Below are 18,381 nucleotides of genomic sequence, written 5' to 3'. Positions count from 1 at the left end.
GTTAACCGAGTAGTTATTTAGCGTTTTTGAGCAATAAAAGCGTCTAATAACGGAATATCAGCGGGTGCCAGAGGATAGTGATAAGCCTGTTGCGGCAACAGCCAAACAAGGGCTGAATGGCAATGCAGTATGGGTTCACCACTGAAGTTTTCAATATGCCAGGCGTGTAAGCGGATAATATTTTTACCTGAATCCCACTGATTGGTGGCGATATATCTTGTCACTGTCGCCGCAATATTTAACTCTTCGGCAAGCTCTCGTATTAAAGCCTGAGGCTGGTTTTCACCAGCCTCAACTTTTCCACCGGGAAACTCCCATAAGCCCGCTTGATCACTGGATGAGTTTCGCTGAGCTAGCAAAACTTTACCATTGCGTTCAATAATTGCGGCGACGACATCGATCATTTTTATTTACCCACATCCGTAGCACTCAGGGATAAACAAATAACCCTGTCATTAAGCGAACCACAATATTAGAGTGCAAATTCAGACCAGACAGGGGCGTGATCTGATGGCTTCTCCATTCCACGGATCTCGTAATCAATTCCTGTGGCGATACAGCGGGCAGCTAATGGATGACTTGCCAGTAACAGATCAATACGCAGACCTCTATTTTCATCAAAGCCCCGCGAGCGGTAATCAAACCACGAAAACTGATCATTACATTCTGGGTTAGCGGCACGAAATGTATCAACCAACCCCCAGTTTTGTAACTGCGCCAACCACGCACGCTCTTCCGGCAGGAATGAACATTTACCGGTACGTAGCCAGCGCTTACGATTCTCTTCACCAATACCAATATCCAGATCCGTCGGGCTAATATTGATATCACCCATAATCAGCAGCTGAGAGTCGGCTGAATGCTGTTGTTCCAGATATTGCTGTAAATCCGCGTAGAAACGCTCTTTTGCTGGAAACTTTATTGGATGATCGCGACTTTCCCCTTGAGGGAAATAACCATTAATGACGGTTAAAGGGCCTTGTGGTGTAGCAATGTCAGCCATAATAATACGGCGCTGAGCATCTTCTTCATCTGTAGGGAAGCCACGACGCACAGCCAAGGGTTTTTCCTTGGTTAATAGTGCGACACCATAATGACCTTTTTGCCCATGATAAAAAACGTGATAACCGTGCTGGCTGACATCTTCAAGAGGAAACATATCATCGTGAACTTTTGTTTCCTGCAGGCCGATAACATCCGGCTGATGCTGCTCAATTATTGCGGCGAGTTGATGTGGTCTAGCACGTAGCCCATTGATGTTAAAAGAGACAAACTTCATGGTCAGCACCGTTGATTTGCTAAGAAATGGCCTCGAATATTAGCAGATACAGGATAAAAATGTAATCCATGAATAGAGAATAGAAGAAAGTGGATAATGTTATATTGTCATTTTTAGATATGGAAACACTATTACGAAATCCAAGTTTTAAAAAATAGGTTGAAACCATCAGCTAATTTATGGGGTGGCTATTGTTTGGTGATTTAAAACTAAACTGTTGTTCTATTTTCTCCTACTTTCGAATAATCACGTCATATCAAAAAACATTCAACACTGAGTGAGTTATTATAAATATTGTTCCTAGTAAATAACTCATGCAACTTGTTTATTGATTTATTTATCATGAGAGTATCGACTTATAGATTAAATGTATTCTCTTGGCGGAGGTAGTCAAAAACTAATTAATTTGGTTGGTTACCCTCGCAACTGATATTTGACGTTGTCAATAAGGATTAAGCAGTTCCTATGATTTTTTTATTATCCAGTGTATGGGCGTTAATTGATTTTGTAACGTGAGGAATAAAAGATAGTTATTAGAAATCATGGATCTACGATGTCTCGTCTGTTAGAACTATTGGTAATGTCAAGGTGTTAATGCGCCAGGATATCCTTAGTGGTAATGATTAAAGGTGACTTAAAGTTATTGGTTCCTATGCTATGATGATTTATATGTCAATTATTTAAAATATAATTCATATTCTTAAGTTATCAAATTCTTAATAATATCTACAGATAATAGCAAGCATCAAAATATGCCTGCTGCTTTTTATGTAAATTTTGACTCAAAGGATTAGTAAATTATGTTTCTATCTAGAAAGCTAGAGGCCTTTATGGCAGTAGTTGAAAATGGCTCACTAAGTAAGGCTGCTAGGGTGATGAACAGAACGACACCGCCGGTGGCCAAATCAATAAAGGATTTTGAATATATAATAGGGAAAAAATTATTTAAACGAGAAAAATTTGGTATGAGTCTAACTAGAGATGGTGAGGTTTTATATAACGATCTAAAAGATTTGTATCAGCAAGAAAAAGAGATTACTAAAAAGCACCTGACCGGACATGTCTCCAATGTCATCAATATTTACTACGACTGGGGTAAAAATGAGAGTCTAACAAAGTTATGCAAAGTAGCTGAAAAAAATAACATTCAAGCCAATGTAATTAAATTCTATTATGAAAATATTGATGATATTGGAGATTATGATGGAAACTCACTTATCCTGTCATCAGAAATCATTCCTAGCGATAAATTTATGCTGCTAAATGAAGTACCAAATAGTGGTTTTGGTATTTATGGCCGCAAAGATGTCATTAATGAAAGCCAGGATGTTTTAAGTGTCCTTCATCATAATATTTGGTTATGTAACCCAGTATTATACAGAAGCAATTTCGTCAAAAACCTTGAGGAAAGTGTTAAAAAACAACATGGTAAGGTGGGTGTTAGGCAAGTGGATAATTTGCTCTGCTGCCTGAACTTTATCTATTCAGGTAAGTATATATGCATTACAGATTCAGTTATGGATGACTTTGATGGCAACTCGAAACTGGATTTTATAAGTTTATCGAGTTTTAATCATGAGAGTAAATTATATTTCTATAAGTCACGCTCACATTCAAGTGTATTAAATAGACTAATAGATTACATCCATACCCTAGTCTAGATATGTCTTTTCATAATAGTTATCTCGTTGTCTGCGGCACAACCTTTTTAAAGGTTCTTATCTTTCCTGGCAGTACACTTTTTTACTTGATTGCCTGTCTGAAAACTAAGGATTTATATGAGAAATAGTGGTGGGCGCTGTATAGCTGCGCTCGGCGCGAACCTTGTCGAAGGTTCTTACCTTCCCTGATGGGTGCTATTTTTGATCTGTTTTTTTGCTGGAGGTCAGAGATATCAGGAGAGATGGTGGTGGGGGAAGGATTACTCGTCACTTCGTTCCTCGCCCTTCGGGCCAACGCGATGCGTTGTTGTCTCGCTGCGCTCGGCGCTAACCTTGTCGAAGGTTCTTACCTTCCCCGATGGGTGCTATTTTTGATCTGTTTTTTTGCTGGAGGTCAGGGATATCTGGAGAGATGGTGGTGGGGGAAGGATTACTCGTCACTTCGTTCCTCGCCCTTCGGGCCAACGCGATGCGTTGTTGTCTCGCTGCGCTCGGCGCTAACCTTGTCGAAGGTTCTTACCTTCCCCGATGGGTGCTATTTTTGATCTGTTTTTTTGCTGGAGGTCAGGGATATCTGGAGAGATGGTGGTGGGGGAAGGATTACTCGTCACTTCGTTCCTCGCCCTTCGGGCCAACGCGATGCGTTGTTGTCTCGCTGCGCTCGGCGCTAACCTTGTCGAAGGTTCTTACCTTCCCCGATGGGTGCTATTTTTGATCTGTTTTTTTGCTGGAGGTCAGGGATATCTGGAGAGATGGTGGTGGGGGAAGGATTACTCGTCACTTCGTTCCTCGCCCTTCGGGCCAACGCGATGCGTTGTTGTCTCGCTGCGCTCGGCGCTAACCTTGTCGAAGGTTCTTACCTTCCCCGATGGGTGCTATTTTTGATCTGTTTTTTTGCTGGAGGTCAGGGATATCTGGAGAGATGGTGGTGGGGGAAGGATTCGAACCTTCGAAGTCGATGACGGCAGATTTACAGTCTGCTCCCTTTGGCCGCTCGGGAACCCCACCACTGATTTCGTGGTTATATAGCTAAGATACTTGGCCGTGATTGAATCTATTACTTACGCATTAATCGAAAAATAATGGTGGTGGGGGAAGGATTATTCGTCACTTCGTTCCTCACCTGTTAGGTCGCCGCTTTGCGTCGTTGTCTCACTGCGTTCGGCGCGAACCTTGTCGAAGGTTCTTACCTTCCCCTTAATGTACAGTGTGATTTCAGTTTCTAAATCATCTGAATACTTAAGGTCAAAATGGTGGTGGGGGAAGGATTCGAACCTTCGAAGTCGATGACGGCAGATTTACAGTCTGCTCCCTTTGGCCGCTCGGGAACCCCACCACTGGCCTAACAACTTAACAAAGCTCTCTTGGTAAGCGGGGCGCATCATATCAAATGAAGCGCCCCTGTAAAGACTTGAAATGAAAAAAATAATTTGTTCGATGCTTTTTTGTCCTCGCCGATGATTATATGGGCAAAAAAGATCGATTTCTTGCGTGCTTACAGAATAACGGTGCGGTTACCGTAAACAAAAACACGTTGTGCTAGAACACGATATAGGGCGCGGCTAAGAACATTCTTTTCAACATCGCGCCCAGCACGCATCATATCTTCAGCGGTATATGAGTGGTCAACATGAATGACATCCTGCATGATGATTGGGCCTTCATCCAAGCTATCGTTGACATAGTGGGCAGTAGCACCAATGATTTTCACACCGCGCTCATATGCTTGATGGTATGGGCGAGCGCCGATAAATGCGGGCAAGAATGAGTGGTGAATATTAATAATCTGGTAAGGGAAGCGTTGAACAAAGGCAGGCGTCAGAACACGCATATATTTAGCTAAGACAACATAGTCTGGTTGGTACTGCTCAATTTGCTCAATTAAGCGTTGATCATGTTGATCTCGAGTCAAACCTTCATGGCTTATCAGATGGAAAGGAATATCAAAGCGTTCTACCAAAACCTGTAGTGCATCATGGTTGCCGATCACCGCCGCAATTTCGACATCCAGACCACCATAGGCGCTCTTCATTAATAAGTCGCCGAGGCAATGTGCCTCTTTGGTTACCATAATAACAATCCGACGTCGCCCGGCGGCGTGCAATTCACGGTTAGTGCCTTCAGGTAAGGCATCGTCCAAATCTGCCAGCAGAGTGGTATCGTTAAAAATACCCTCTAGCTCTGTACGCATGAAGAAACGCCCCGTCAAATGATCAACGAATTCGTTATTCTGTACAATATTCAACTGATGTTTATAACAAATATTGGTGATTTTTGCGATTAAGCCTTTGGCGTCAGGGCAAATTGTGCGTAACACTTTCTTCTGTACATTCTGGTGTGGCATAAGGTGGTAAATCCTGTCTTAGCAATACTTGATGTGATGTAAGTTTAGTTTTTGATGTTGCGAAGCTTAAAAGCAATATTATTGTGAAAGTCCGCAGCACTTCTTATATTTTTTCCCTGAACCGCAAGGGCATTGATCATTTCTACCCACGGAAGGTCGTACTCCGTCGATATAGTACCAGTGTTCTTTTATTCGAAGGAAGCGAGAACGTTCATGCATCGCGCTTACCTGTACCCTATTTTCATCAGTAAAATGGGCAATAAACTCGACAAAAGCTTCATCATCATGGCTACCCGCCATTTCGGCGATGACGGTTAACCCGCACCATGAAGTTTGGGTAAAGCTTTGAATTATCCCCGCCCGCCAATCCTGTGCGCCGCAATCTGGATGCCAGGTTTTAATCAGGTAATCCACATCCTTTTTGACATAGGCACTATAACGGGAGCGCATCAATATTGCAGGTTTAGCCACAATCTGAGTACCCAAGATATAAGGTTCACAGCATTTTTGATATTCAATGGTACTACCGCACGGACACTGTTCTGACAAAATTTCTCCGAAACAATTCATCATGCCACGATATCTGCTGAACATCAGTCAGCGACAGATAGGGGGTGGCAAAAGCTGAGTAGATATCAGCTCATCTTACCTAATCACGAGTTGAGGTTCAAAGTTGATCATTTAGTGGAGGTGTTTGGTGAGGTGAAGTTTTGTGATTCAAGTCACAAAAATAGTTGACCGGCGTTTCATTATGGCGTAACTTAATAACTGTGATGTATATCACATAAAAATAATGATATTTACAGGAGCAACCCATGAAATTGATCAATAAAGTTATCGCAATGTTTGAAAAAATGAGTGTTTCATTTGGTACTATCAACGGATAATAGTTTTATTAATATTCTGTAACGTGTTCTAATGTCCTGGGTGGTTCGATATAGCGTTAAAGAGGCTATAGTCATCAAGGACTAACAGTGAAATTCGATAAATATGAGACTCTCTATTTATCGAATTTCATATTATTACAGCTACGCATAGCTTTTTATTGAGATTAATCTCAGGCATCTATCCTGAATTGTCGCCATTATAATTGCTATTCTGTATCGCTAATTAGCACAATCATGCCCCCCACAAAATCAGTTAATCTTGACTGAATAGTCGTTCATAATCCTATCAGCTAGTGACTCACCGCCAAAAACTTCACCATAATAAGCAACTGTTTTATCAGACGCATACTCTCAATCGGTTCAGTATGATTACTGTCAACTGGGTAGAGTGCCTTTTGGTACGCATCTAATTGAGAAATGAGTGCAATAAGCTCAGGATTAAACAGATCGGTTTGGCATATTTCAACATTCACCGTATATCCTTCGCTCTTTACGCTATATTTTAGTCATGAAATGTAAACTATTTGTAGCAATTTACCAGAACGATAAATATTCACTATAGTTTTTTAAGTCAGGCTATCACTCAGATTGAGGAATATACGTTTTCCTTCTGAGTGACAGGTAAACTGTTGCCCACTAATTTAAGAGCTAAGTGATTGTGTCGGTGATATCCCCTTTACCTGGTTTGTTCAGATGATGAATACAGTGCCAAACCGATTAAATGGACGAAATAAAATGAGAGAAATCAAGGTTGGACTGGCACTGGGAGCTGGCGCTGCAAAAGGGTGGGCACATATTGGTGTTATAAACGTGCTGAAAGAGATGGGTGTAAAAGTTGATGTTGTCGCGGGTTGTTCGGTTGGCTCGCTGGTTGGCGCAGCTTATGCCAGCGATCACTTGAATGAGATGGAGCGCTGGGTTCGTTCATTTAACTACTGGGATGTGATCCGCTTAATGGATTTGTCCTGGCGCCGTGGCGGATTGTTGCGCGGAGAGCGGGTTTTTAACGCGGTAAATAGCATAATAGAAGTGCAGGAGATAGCCGAGTGTCAGTTGCCTTTTGGTTCGGTGGTCACCAATTTAACCACAGGCCGCGAATTATGGTTTACAGAAGGGGATATTAAGCAGGCTATCAGGGCGTCATGCAGTATGCCTGGGTTATTTTCCCCTGTTTGGTTCGATGGTTATTGGTTGGTCGATGGTGCTGTCGTTAATCCTGTTCCTGTTTCCCTGGCCAGAGCAATGGGGGCTGATGTCGTTATTGCCGTTGATTTGCAACATGATGCACATCTTGTTCAGCAAGATCTGTTCTCTTCGCAAACCTCCCTTGAAAACAGACCGTCTGATATGTCTGAAAATTGGCATCGACGCCTGAAGGCACGAATAGCCAATATTTCACTCAGTGTGACTAATAGAGTTCCCAGCGCCCTGGAAATAATGTCTACATCAATACAGGTACTGGAGAATAGGTTGAAGCGTAATCGCATGGCAGGCGATCCTCCTGATGTGTTGATCCAGCCTTATTGCCCACAGATATCTATGCTGGATTTCCATCGTGCAGATGAAGCTATTACTGCTGGCAAACTGGCCACTGAGAAGAGATTTGAGCAACTGCGTCATTTAATTAGGTAGCAACGAAACGGCAAACTAGCGTCAATAAAGTCTGGTAGCGCATGACAGTTTCTGACAAGCACAATCAATCATTTTGAGCCACTATTACGTATAAGGTTAGCAAGAGAAGCAGTGCATGGAAAAACCACTAGTAGGTAAAAATATTTTAGTTGTCGAGGATGAAACAGTCTTTCGTACTGTCATCGCAGAATTCCTTAGCTCACTTGGCGCTGTGGTTCATCAGGCGGCAAACGGACTGGAGGCGTTAGAACAGCTTAAAATCGAGTCTCCAGACTTGATACTTTGTGATCTCGCTATGCCCCAAATGGGGGGGATTGAGTTTGTTGAACGCTTACTCATTCAAGGGGTTAAAATCCCGGTTCTCGTTATATCAGCTACCGATAAAATGACGGATATCGCAAAAGTCTTACGCCTCGGGGTAAAAGACGTCTTATTGAAGCCGATAGTTGATCTGAATCGCTTGCGTGAGGTGGTGTTAGCCTGTCTTTATCCTGCGCTATTTACCTCACATGCCATTGAAGAGACAGAACTTATTCAAGACTGGGAAGCACTACGCAAAAATCCTCATGATGCTGCTCAGTTATTAAAACAATTACAACCACCAGCACAGCAGACTATTGCGCATTGTCGAATAAATTATCGGCAATTAACCATGGTTGAACAACCGGGACTTGTACTTGATATCGCCGCATTATCAGATAAAGATTTGGCTTTTTATTGTCTGGATGTTACCCGTGCGGGAGATAACGGTGTTTTAGCGGCACTACTACTGCGCGTACTATTTAACGGGATCTTACAAGAGCATTTGGCACATCAACAACAGCGTTTGCCGCAAATGTCATCTCTACTCAAACAGGTTAATCAACTATTAAGGCGTACCCATCTGGATGGGCAATTTCCCTTGCTCGTTGGCTATTATCATGTGGAGTATCAGAATTTAATTTTGGTCTCGGCGGGTTTACATGCCAATGTTAGCGCAGGGAAAAACCAGGTTCAACTCAGTAATGGGGTGCCATTAGGTACGTTAAAAACGGCTCACTTAAATCAAATTAGTCAGCGTTGTGACGCGTGGCAATGTCAAGTTTGGGGCGGCGGGAGTCGTTTAAGGTTGATGCTTTCAGCCGATGAGTAATTCATCTCTTGTATAAGTAGCACAATAATTAGTTCATATAATTAATGTATCCCTCTCTTTTATTTACCTCATTTTCCCAGCGAATATAAATGGTTCTATAACGGACTTTTGAAATAGGCCTAATTTGTATCAATCAATGAGTATGTGCGAGATGCGCGAAATATCGATTGATATACTTTTCTCCTTACTTATGTCTGAGAATTTTTAATCAGATTTTATTATTCGCTGCAATAAGGTCGTGCCGCCTCAGGCTAACTTAAGGTTAGTTCCTGATAATGGTTGGCTGTAGGTTCCTTATTTTGTTGAAACTGAAGGATTGAACGAATGAAAGTAACGGTTTTTGGTATTGGCTATGTAGGACTCGTCCAGGCCGCAGTACTTGCTGAAGTTGGCCATGATGTTCTCTGCATCGATGTCGATGCAAAAAAGGTTGCTGACCTACAAAAAGGCCGTATCTCTATTTTTGAACCCGGTCTGGCACCTTTGGTAAAAGAAAATTATGAGGAGGGCAGACTTCGATTCTCAACAGATGCAGAAGCCGGTGTTGCACATAGCTGTATTCAATTTATTGCCGTGGGTACTCCCCCTGATGAGGATGGGGCCGCTGACCTTAAATATGTACTGGAAGTTGCTAGCACCATTGCTAAATATATGGATAGCCCTAAAGTCATCATTGATAAATCTACAGTCCCTGTGGGTACTGCGGATAAGGTGCAACAAAGGATAAAAGCTGTTCTACAGCAGCGGGGCCTGGAAATAGCCTTCAATGTGGTTTCAAACCCTGAGTTTTTAAAAGAAGGGGCTGCTGTTGCAGACTGCAAACGACCTGAGCGTATCGTTATTGGTATTGATACGAATGATAATGGTGTGATTGATTTAATTAGCGAGTTATACGAGCCATTCAACCGCAATCATGACCGATTGCTAATTATGGATGTGCGCAGCGCGGAACTGACCAAATATGCAGCAAATGGTATGCTGGCAACAAAAATCAGTTTTATGAATGAGATCGCTAATATAGCGGAGCGAGTTGGTGCTGATGTCGAAAAAGTACGGCAAGGTATTGGGTCTGATTCACGCATTGGCTACCATTTCATTTATTCGGGTTGTGGCTATGGTGGTTCCTGCTTCCCAAAAGATATCCAGGCATTAATTCGGACAGCAGAAAGTTGCGATTATCAGCCCCAGTTATTGCGGGCTGTGGAGCAAATCAATAACGAACAAAAGTATAAACTGACAGATTTTATTCAGCATCATTTTGATTCACAACTTGCCGGTAAAACCTTTGCTCTTTGGGGATTGGCATTCAAACCCAATACAGATGATATGCGTGAGGCTCCAAGTCGGGTTTTAATGGAGGCACTATGGCAGGCCGGGGCGATTATTCAAGCTTATGACCCAGAAGCAATGGATGAAGCTCAGCGCATTTATGGTGCAAGAGATGACCTAAAATTAATGGGTACAAAAGAGTCGGCACTACAGGGAGCTGATGCTTTGATTATTTGCACGGAGTGGCAGAATTTTAGAGCGCCTGATTTTGACGTGGTCAAGTCTCGATTAAAACAACCAGTTATTTTCGATGGGCGTAATTTGTACGATCCAGATCGCTTAAATAGCCGAGGGTTTACTTATTATGGCATCGGTCGTGGTTTGTCGATTAATCGCGTGAAATAAGCGTAAAAAATGATTATGTGTTGGGTACAAAATCAAATGTGTTTCCTTTTTGTACTCAACCCTCATCCGGGTGAACTCAGTTCGCAGTTTGAGTTAAATACTCTTCCATATTGTAAAATTATGAAAAGGTTCAGTTACTTTAGCTATATGAATTATTGCAATGCAATAAATTAACAGAGTATTCTTATGGTGTTACAAACAGAGTGATAACAGAAGGTTATTTATCGAAGTGGATATGTTTAGCTCAACTGTGACTTGCCGGTTGTACGTTAATTCATCGAAATTGCGGTAGGGGCTTCAACTATGATTGGTGAGATACTTGAGACGGATAAAAAAATACCCCCCGTATTATAGGAGGGTATTTTTATCGCAATAGTAAATTAACGAATACTATTACAGCAGGAAATCATCCAATGATTTGCCTTCTTCTTCAATGGCTTTCTTAATCACTGCTGGAGTACGGCCTTGGCCTGTCCAGGTTTTCGTTTCGCCATTTTCGTCTACATACTTATATTTAGCTGGGCGTGCAGCACGCTTTGCTTTAGTAGTAGCTTTAGTTGCACTCATAGTTTGCAGCAGTTCATTTGGGTCAATACCGTCAGCAATAAGCATTTCACGGTATTGGCTCAATTTACGTTCGCGTTCTTCAATTTCAGCTTGTACTTGAGAATCTTCTTCGCGGCGTTCGTTAACGACCACTTCAAGTTTCTCCAGCATTTCTTCTAAAGTTTCAAGAGTGCATTCGCGTGCTTGTGCACGTAGAGTACGGATGTTGTTAAGAATCTTTAACGCTTCGCTCATTGTCCTGGTCTCAAATTATAATTGGTGGGGGGGCGTCTGGATAATAATAGAGTGCTATTTTAATTTCTGCAATAGCCAATTTGATTAGCATCCTCGAATTTACGTATTTTATTAGCGAAAAGTTGCTGCTTGCTACTAATAAGCGATGGAGTCTTGTTATTCGCCGTGTTTTTTTAACGTAAAAGTTCATTTTGCTCGCTAATGACCCTACACGAGAACATGATTTTCTCACTAAGTTATAAGTTTGCTTTATATCAATAAAGCAAAAATAGCCTTCTATCCATGTTGGTATGCACAATAACGGAGCACACAGAGAATCAGGATATTGATATAGGCGCTACGAAAGATTCAGTAAGGAAAAAAAGGGTGCCGTCTTGGATTTGTCAGATTCTGAGAATATTTGTTATCGCTATTTTACGAATTAATCATGACAGCACATTACTTGTATCATTAATGAACCAATCGTGCGGAGTGGATATCCAACCCGGCGGCTTTTCTCTCTCTAATCTGGTTAATGTTCAAACAGTATGTTCTCGCTGTATCAATATTGTGAAGTTGGTCATGTAATGTACCTAATAATAGCGAGAAGTTTCAAATGAAGGTGCTATCAATTTCATTAATCCAATCATTACTTAATAGAGAAAACAGTAATATAGAGCGATGGTCTGCGCCACGTAAAGAGTGAATTTATGATAGACTATCTGTACGCCGTCACTATGACTATTTATTATACTACTGGAGTTACGGGCCCATGGCTCAACTTTATTTCTATTACTCTGCGATGAATGCAGGGAAATCCACCGCGCTGTTGCAGTCTTCTTATAACTACCAAGAGCGGGGTATGCGTACCTTAGTGTTTACGGCGGAGATAGATAGCCGCTTTGGTGTTGGGACCGTCAGTTCTCGTATTGGTCTATCTTCGCAGGCTCTGCTCTATAATAACGACACATCGCTATTATCCATTATCACTACAGCGCATCAGGAAAAATCGGTTCACTGCATTTTACTGGATGAGTGCCAATTTTTGACTAAAGAGCAAGTTCAAGAGTTGTGTCAGGTGGTAGATGAATTGCATATCCCTGTTCTCTGTTACGGCTTGCGCACCGATTTTCTCGGCGAGCTATTTCCCGGTAGCAAATATTTGTTGTCGTGGGCTGATAAATTAGTTGAGTTAAAAACGATTTGTCACTGTGGCCGCAAAGCAAACATGGTATTGCGCCTGGATGAGCAGGGAAGAGCGGTACATGATGGCGAACAGGTTGTTATTGGCGGCAATGAGAGCTATGTCTCGGTCTGCCGACGTCACTATAAAGAGGCGATTAAAGCTGCTTGCCTTTAACATTATCCTTAAGCGCTAATTATGCGCTAAAGGGTGTCTCACGGGATTTTTGTTGTATGTCGTGGGGTAACTTGCCTTCTAATGCGTTCATGCCACACCGCCCAATACAGCGCTGTTAAATACGTTGTGTTGGGTTAAAAGCATCGGCTTTACACCCTATCCTTAGTTAGAACATTTACAGTGATGTTTATCTCTCTATTTTACCCAATGTGCCATCCTGATATTGCAACCTAGAGGTACGCCAATTATTGGGTCACGTCAGTTCTTCTTGAGCACCCTCTATTGGCGAATGTGGGTAACATTGTCATGCCTAATGGGCGTGGGGCTAGAGAGTGTAGCGGGATTGATTATTCATTTATGGCTGAGACTAAAGGGGAGGGGCAAGTCGCCGTGGTGGCCCCTTGGGGATAGAGAATAGGGCGAAGTGTGATGATAAAAAGAAACCCCCAATAGACGATTGCTAGTGGGGGTTATTTCTTTAGTGATTGACCCCATCCGAAAATGGGGTTTGCACATTAAGAGTATTACTTCTTAGCTTTTTTCTCTGCTTTAGGTGCTGGAGCTGCTGCAACAGCAACCTCTTCACCATCAAGCTCTTCGCTAAATTCGCGACCGTAGTAAGTATCCATCAGAATCTGTTTCAGCTCAGAGATCAGTGGGTAACGTGGGTTAGCACCGGTACACTGATCATCAAATGCATCTTCAGACAGTTTGTCTACTTTCGCTAAGAAATCAGCCTCTTGGACACCAGCTTCACGGATTGAAGCAGGGATACCTAAATCAGCTTTGATCTCATCTAACCAGGCCAGCAGTTTCTGAATTTTCTGTGCAGTACGGTCGCCCGGTGCACTCAGACCCAGATGATCTGCAATTTCAGCATAGCGACGACGTGCTTGTGGGCGGTCATACTGGCTGAAAGCAGTCTGCTTAGTTGGGTTGTCATTCGCGTTGTAGCGGATAACGTTAGAGATCAACATGGCGTTTGCCAAACCGTGTGGGATGTGGAACTCAGAACCCAGTTTATGGGCCATTGAGTGGCAGACACCCAAGAAGGCGTTGGCAAAAGCGATACCGGCAATGGTCGCGGCGTTGTGAACACGTTCACGAGCAACCGGATTTTTTGCCCCTTCATGGTAGCTGGCTGGCAGGAACTCTTTCAGCAGTTTCAGCGCTTGCAGGGCCTGACCGTCAGAATATTCGTTAGCCAATACAGAGACATAAGCTTCCAGCGCATGGGTAACAGCATCCAGACCACCGAAGGCACACAGAGACTTAGGCATATTCATAACCAGGTTGGCATCAACGATTGCCATATCTGGAGTCAATGCATAGTCAGCCAATGGATATTTCTGGCCAGTTGCATCGTCGGTAACTACCGCAAATGGTGTCACTTCTGAACCGGTACCTGATGTGGTTGTGACCGCGATCATTTTCGCTTTCACGCCCATTTTCGGGAACTTGTAAATACGTTTACGGATGTCCATAAAGCGTAATGCCAGCTCTTCGAAGTGGGTTTCAGGGTGTTCGTACATCACCCACATGATTTTTGCGGCATCCATCGGTGAACCACCACCCAGCGCGATAATCACGTCTGGTTTGAAGGAGTTCATCTGCTCTGCACCTTTACGCACGATACTCAGGGTAGGATCCGCTTCCACTTCGAAGAAGACTTCAGTTTCGATTCCGTGAGATTTCAGTACGCTGGTGATTTGATCGGCGTAACCGTTGTTGAACAGGTAGCGGTCAGTCACGATGAAGGCACGTTTTGCACCGTCAGTTGCCACTTCTTCCAACGCGATAGGCAGGGAGCCACGGCGGAAGTAAATAGATTTCGGGAGTTTATGCCACAACATGTTTTCTGCTCGCTTAGCCACAGTTTTCTTGTTGATCAAGTGTTTCGGACCGACGTTTTCAGAGATGGAGTTACCACCCCAAGAACCGCAACCCAGCGTCAGTGATGGCGCTACTTTGAAGTTATACAGGTCACCGATACCACCATGTGAGGCAGGGGTGTTGATCAGAATTCGGGCGGTCTTCATTTTATCGCCAAAATACTTAACGCGTGCAGGCTGGTTATCCTGGTCGGTGTACAGGCATGATGTATGGCCGATACCGCCCATTTCCACCAGTTTTTCTGCTTTTTCAACAGCGTCTTCGAAGCTCTTCGCACGATACATTGCCAAAGTAGGCGACAGTTTTTCGTGAGCGAATGGCTCTGATTCATCAACAACTTTAACTTCACCGATAAGAATTTTGGTGTTGCTTGGCACTTTAATGCCAGCCATTTCAGCAATTTTAGTCGCTGGCTGACCAACGATGGCTGCGTTCAGGCCGCCATTTTTCAGGATGATATCCTGAACCGCTTTCAGCTCTTTACCTTGTAACAGGTAGCCGCCGTGGGAGGCGAAACGTTCGCGAACCGCGTCATAAACTGAATCAACAACAATGATCGACTGTTCTGACGCACAAATCACACCGTTATCAAAGGTTTTAGACATCAGAATTGATGCAACAACACGTTTGATATCAGCTGTTTCGTCAACAACAACCGGGGTGTTACCGGCACCTACACCGATAGCTGGCTTACCAGAGCTGTAAGCGGCTTTAACCATGCCTGGGCCACCGGTTGCCAGAATCAAGTTAATGTCTGGGTGGTGCATCAGTTGGTTAGATAGCTCAACCGTCGGCGCATCAATCCAACCAATAATATCTGCTGGCGCACCTGCGGCGATTGCGGCTTGAAGCACGATATCTGCGGCTTTATTGGTTGCGTCTTTAGCACGTGGATGTGGAGAGAACACGATACCGTTACGAGTCTTCAGGCTAATCAATGCTTTGAAGATGGCGGTAGAGGTTGGGTTAGTCGTTGGTACGATACCGCAGATTAAGCCGATTGGCTCAGCGATAGTGATAGTACCAAAGGTTTTATCTTCTTCCAGAATGCCACAGGTCTTTTCATCTTTGTAGGCATTGTAAATGTATTCAGAAGCAAAGTGGTTTTTGATCACTTTATCTTCCACAATACCCATACCTGACTCTTCTACCGCCAGTTTGGCTAAGGGAATACGGGCATCTGCTGCAGCCAGGGCTGCGGCGCGGAAGATTTTATCAACCTGCTCTTGAGTGAAGTTGGCATACTCGCGCTGGGCTTTCTTGACGCGTGCTACTAGCTCGTTAAGTTCAGCGACATTCGTTACAGCCATAATGCTCTCCTGATAATGTTAAACTCTTTTAGTAAATGAGCTGTTGAAGCAGCTAGTATAGACAGGCTCTAGCATGCTGTATGAACAAATAGAGATAGTTTTTATACCCTACTTTCTCATTCTTACCGCTAATTTACTGAAAGAGCTTTTTCTTCACTAGGAATAAAGCTAGGGATAAAATGCTACTTTCAACCTTTTACCCTATTTCTTAGTGATGTTCTTCTCTACCACTGACCAGAGCTTAACTATTCTTAGGTATGTTTTTCGTGATTTAAATCACAAAATCGTCAAGCTGACACCATTCAGCTATTATTTGTTGAGAGTAATTATCATTTGCGCTTATAAATTGACACTTAATGACGTTAAAACATCACTAATACCACAGAAAATTAACAATAATCATCATTTTAAATAGCGGGAACTCTTCATATATAAATGCTGGTTTATTCCATGGATTCCTGTGGCTAATTCTATTACATTAGCGCGGATATCTGCTGTGGTGTTGTCCTAAGGGTTATTTCTAGTGGAAAGAACTACGATCAAGTCGTGGAGTTATGCCGGCTGGCGTCTGTAAATGGTGATATTTTTTACGTTGCAAATTTTCTATCCTTAAGCCGTAAGCGGTGTTGTCTTGGGGCATTAGTTATAATGACCTGTAATCTGTGATGTATTTATCAGCAATTTCGCGGAGTGATGTGTGAGTCAATCACTGTTGGACCTTTCAGGTTACATCAAGTTTTTTGTTGGCTTATTTGCCCTGGTTAACCCGGTAGGTATTTTGCCGGTATTTATCAGTATGACCAGTTATCAGGCGGCTGCCGGGCGGGATAAAACCAACCTGACCGCTAACCTTTCGGTCGCCATTATCTTGTGGATCTCCCTGTTTTTGGGTGATGCCATCCTGAAGATATTTGGTATTTCTATTGACTCATTCCGTATTGCCGGTGGCATTCTGGTTGTCAGCATTGCGATGTCGATGATCAGCGGCAAACTCGGTGAGGATAAGCAGAACAAGCAGGAAAAAACAGAGACGGCGGTTCGCGAAAGTATTGGTGTCGTGCCACTGGCATTGCCATTGATGGCCGGGCCGGGGGCGATCAGCTCAACGATTGTCTGGAGTTCTCGCTACCACAGTTGGCAGAACTTACTGGGATTAACCGTTGCTGTTGCTCTATTTGCGTTTTGTTGCTGGCTCTTATTCCGTGCCGCACCACTATTGGTGCGATTGTTAGGGCAGACCGGTATCAACGTTATAACCCGTATTATGGGGTTACTGCTGATGGCATTAGGTATCGAATTTATTGTCACCGGAATCAAGGCGCTTTTCCCTGGGCTACTTTAATTCTCCATCGCTATTCATCCCATCCCAATTTCTGATAGTCGAGAGGCCACCTGGTTATATTACCGGTGGTCTTTTGTCGTTATGTCATCATGATATTCAAATGGTTAAGCATTATTTTGGTGCAAATAGTGTATGAAGCTTACTCTATTGCACCCTAATGTTGCAGTAATAGCTGTTCTGCATAAATAATTTAGCTTAAGACCTATTTATTCATCTTTAATCAATGCCAAACCATCCTGCCGATTAAAATTACCACGCTATTTGTTGTTAAAATGCTCACATCATTCTGTAGGGCTTGTGCTGAATTTAGCTAGATGTTATTAGTGATTACACCCTCATGAGTAGGGGTTTATTCTGGCTACAGTGAAAATGTTAACTTTATGTGTCTTTAGCCAGATTTATGACTTCTTTTTCGCCATAAAGCTAAAGTGGAAATCAATTAAAGTTAATAAAAACAGTTCATTAGTGTTTTGTAAGCATGCAAATACAGATAGCTACTATCGTTAGTCATTCAGTAGAAAAGAGAATTGCTTAACATTTCTGTAAAAATTATTGGCGTCAGATTTCGGCATCTGTTAGTTTTCGGTCAACTCACTGATGAGACATTTCTTATTTTTTCAACGAAACTGAACCGTAATTTTGATTTCTGGAATAGTTATTGCTAGTCGTTGTGGGCGGCAGATTAATGCAAACCTTGAGAAAAACATCACAAATCTCATAAAAGGGCGGTTAGAAATGCAAATAAAGCTTAAGCAGCGACCACTGGCTATAATGAGCACTATTCTGGGTTTGTCATTTTCAGCGCTATCAATCGCGGCAGTCGTTCCTGGCAGTGAGACATTAGCGATAGATCAGAGCATTACCATTAATAATGGTACTGAAGTGGCTTCTTTAGATCCGCATAAGGTTGAAGGTAACCCTGAAACTAATATTACTCTGAATCTATTAGAGGGGCTGGTGAGTAATGATGCCAATGGCCATATTATTCCGGCTGTTGCCACTCACTGGGATAATGACGGCTATAAAAGTAGAAGGCTATAGGCCGATAGGCCAAGTAATAGGGATGTATAGCACAGTATGCTTTTCA

12 protein-coding genes, 2 tRNA genes, 5 other RNA genes and 1 pseudogene are annotated in these 18,381 nt (G+C 42.8%); 7 read left to right on the top strand and 13 right to left on the bottom strand.

All coding sequences use genetic code 11. The features are described 5' to 3' along the window. Window positions 1-17 precede the first annotated feature (17 nt). The gene (locus FFE93_RS10935; RefSeq protein WP_005279292.1) at window positions 18-404 is read right to left on the bottom strand and encodes a pyrimidine (deoxy)nucleoside triphosphate diphosphatase; all 387 of its coding nucleotides are present in this window, start codon (window positions 402-404) and stop codon (window positions 18-20) included. A gap of 68 nt (window positions 405-472) precedes the next feature. Further along, window positions 473-1,279 (bottom strand): exodeoxyribonuclease III, encoded by an 807-nt coding sequence (xthA, locus tag FFE93_RS10930; protein ID WP_032899005.1) that lies wholly within the window; start codon window positions 1,277-1,279, stop codon window positions 473-475. An 800-nt stretch (window positions 1,280-2,079) separates the two neighbouring features. Here xthA and FFE93_RS10925 point away from each other — a divergent pair. Next, entirely contained in the window at window positions 2,080-2,940 is an 861-nt protein-coding gene (locus tag FFE93_RS10925) for a LysR family transcriptional regulator (protein ID WP_032899004.1), read from the top strand. Between the two features lie 243 nt (window positions 2,941-3,183). Here the strand turns inward: FFE93_RS10925 and FFE93_RS10920 are convergent. The 9 genes from FFE93_RS10920 to FFE93_RS10880 form a co-directional block, all read right to left on the bottom strand. Then, window positions 3,184-3,310: non-coding RNA, RtT sRNA (locus tag FFE93_RS10920), on the bottom strand. A gap of 43 nt (window positions 3,311-3,353) precedes the next feature. Continuing rightward, a non-coding RNA gene (locus FFE93_RS10915) (RtT sRNA) lies at window positions 3,354-3,480 on the bottom strand. 43 nt (window positions 3,481-3,523) lie between these two features. Beyond that, a non-coding RNA gene (locus FFE93_RS10910) (RtT sRNA) lies at window positions 3,524-3,650 on the bottom strand. A 43-nt stretch (window positions 3,651-3,693) separates the two neighbouring features. Next, window positions 3,694-3,820, bottom strand: a non-coding RNA gene (locus FFE93_RS10905) — RtT sRNA. A 43-nt stretch (window positions 3,821-3,863) separates the two neighbouring features. Further along, window positions 3,864-3,948 (bottom strand) — tRNA-Tyr (locus FFE93_RS10900). 75 nt (window positions 3,949-4,023) lie between these two features. Further along, window positions 4,024-4,150: non-coding RNA, RtT sRNA (locus FFE93_RS10895), on the bottom strand. Between the two features lie 41 nt (window positions 4,151-4,191). After that, window positions 4,192-4,276 (bottom strand) — tRNA-Tyr (locus FFE93_RS10890). 159 nt (window positions 4,277-4,435) lie between these two features. Next, the gene (gene purU / locus FFE93_RS10885; RefSeq protein ID WP_054872084.1) at window positions 4,436-5,284 is read right to left on the bottom strand and encodes a formyltetrahydrofolate deformylase; all 849 of its coding nucleotides are present in this window, start codon (window positions 5,282-5,284) and stop codon (window positions 4,436-4,438) included. A 78-nt stretch (window positions 5,285-5,362) separates the two neighbouring features. After that, window positions 5,363-5,833 carry a YchJ family protein gene (locus FFE93_RS10880; RefSeq protein ID WP_032898569.1) on the bottom strand — a complete coding sequence of 157 codons (471 nt, stop codon included), beginning with the start codon at window positions 5,831-5,833 and terminating at the stop codon, window positions 5,363-5,365. A gap of 1,073 nt (window positions 5,834-6,906) precedes the next feature. On the opposite strand from FFE93_RS10880, the gene rssA reads away from it, so the two are divergent. The 3 genes from rssA (at window position 6,907) to FFE93_RS10860 (ending at window position 10,609) form a co-directional block, all read left to right on the top strand. Then, window positions 6,907-7,803, top strand: coding sequence for a patatin-like phospholipase RssA (gene rssA / locus FFE93_RS10870; RefSeq protein ID WP_032898562.1), 897 nt, complete (start codon window positions 6,907-6,909; stop codon window positions 7,801-7,803). A gap of 115 nt (window positions 7,804-7,918) precedes the next feature. After that, the gene (gene rssB, locus FFE93_RS10865) at window positions 7,919-8,935 is read left to right on the top strand and encodes a two-component system response regulator RssB (RefSeq protein WP_005277535.1); all 1,017 of its coding nucleotides are present in this window, start codon (window positions 7,919-7,921) and stop codon (window positions 8,933-8,935) included. A 324-nt stretch (window positions 8,936-9,259) separates the two neighbouring features. Then, window positions 9,260-10,609, top strand: a complete 1,350-nt coding sequence (locus FFE93_RS10860) for a UDP-glucose dehydrogenase family protein (protein WP_005277533.1) — start codon at window positions 9,260-9,262, stop codon at window positions 10,607-10,609. A 393-nt stretch (window positions 10,610-11,002) separates the two neighbouring features. Here FFE93_RS10860 and hns read toward each other — a convergent pair whose 3' ends face one another. Then, on the bottom strand, window positions 11,003-11,410 hold the full coding sequence (hns, locus tag FFE93_RS10855; RefSeq protein WP_019210129.1) for a histone-like nucleoid-structuring protein H-NS: 408 nt from the start codon (window positions 11,408-11,410) through the stop codon (window positions 11,003-11,005). Window positions 11,411-12,161: 751 nt separating this feature from the next. Here hns and FFE93_RS10845 point away from each other — a divergent pair. Further along, the gene (locus tag FFE93_RS10845; RefSeq protein WP_049600526.1) at window positions 12,162-12,749 is read left to right on the top strand and encodes a thymidine kinase; all 588 of its coding nucleotides are present in this window, start codon (window positions 12,162-12,164) and stop codon (window positions 12,747-12,749) included. A 524-nt stretch (window positions 12,750-13,273) separates the two neighbouring features. Here FFE93_RS10845 and adhE read toward each other — a convergent pair. Then, complete coding sequence (gene adhE / locus FFE93_RS10840; RefSeq protein ID WP_049600523.1) at window positions 13,274-15,952, bottom strand: bifunctional acetaldehyde-CoA/alcohol dehydrogenase; 2,679 nt, start codon at window positions 15,950-15,952, stop codon at window positions 13,274-13,276. Between the two features lie 697 nt (window positions 15,953-16,649). On the opposite strand from adhE, the gene FFE93_RS10830 reads away from it, so the two are divergent. After that, on the top strand, window positions 16,650-17,294 hold the full coding sequence (locus FFE93_RS10830; RefSeq protein WP_005277523.1) for a YchE family NAAT transporter: 645 nt from the start codon (window positions 16,650-16,652) through the stop codon (window positions 17,292-17,294). Between the two features lie 735 nt (window positions 17,295-18,029). Beyond that, a pseudogene (locus FFE93_RS10825) lies at window positions 18,030-18,320 on the top strand (oligopeptide ABC transporter substrate-binding protein OppA); the annotation flags it as partial. Window positions 18,321-18,381: the final 61 nt, after the last annotated feature.

The organism is Yersinia sp. KBS0713 (assembly GCF_005937895.2).
Taxonomy (GTDB): Bacteria; Pseudomonadota; Gammaproteobacteria; order Enterobacterales; family Enterobacteriaceae; genus Yersinia; species Yersinia bercovieri.
The sequence above is the reverse complement of the archived record's forward strand: the minus strand, read 5'-3'. Positions and strand labels throughout refer to the sequence as shown.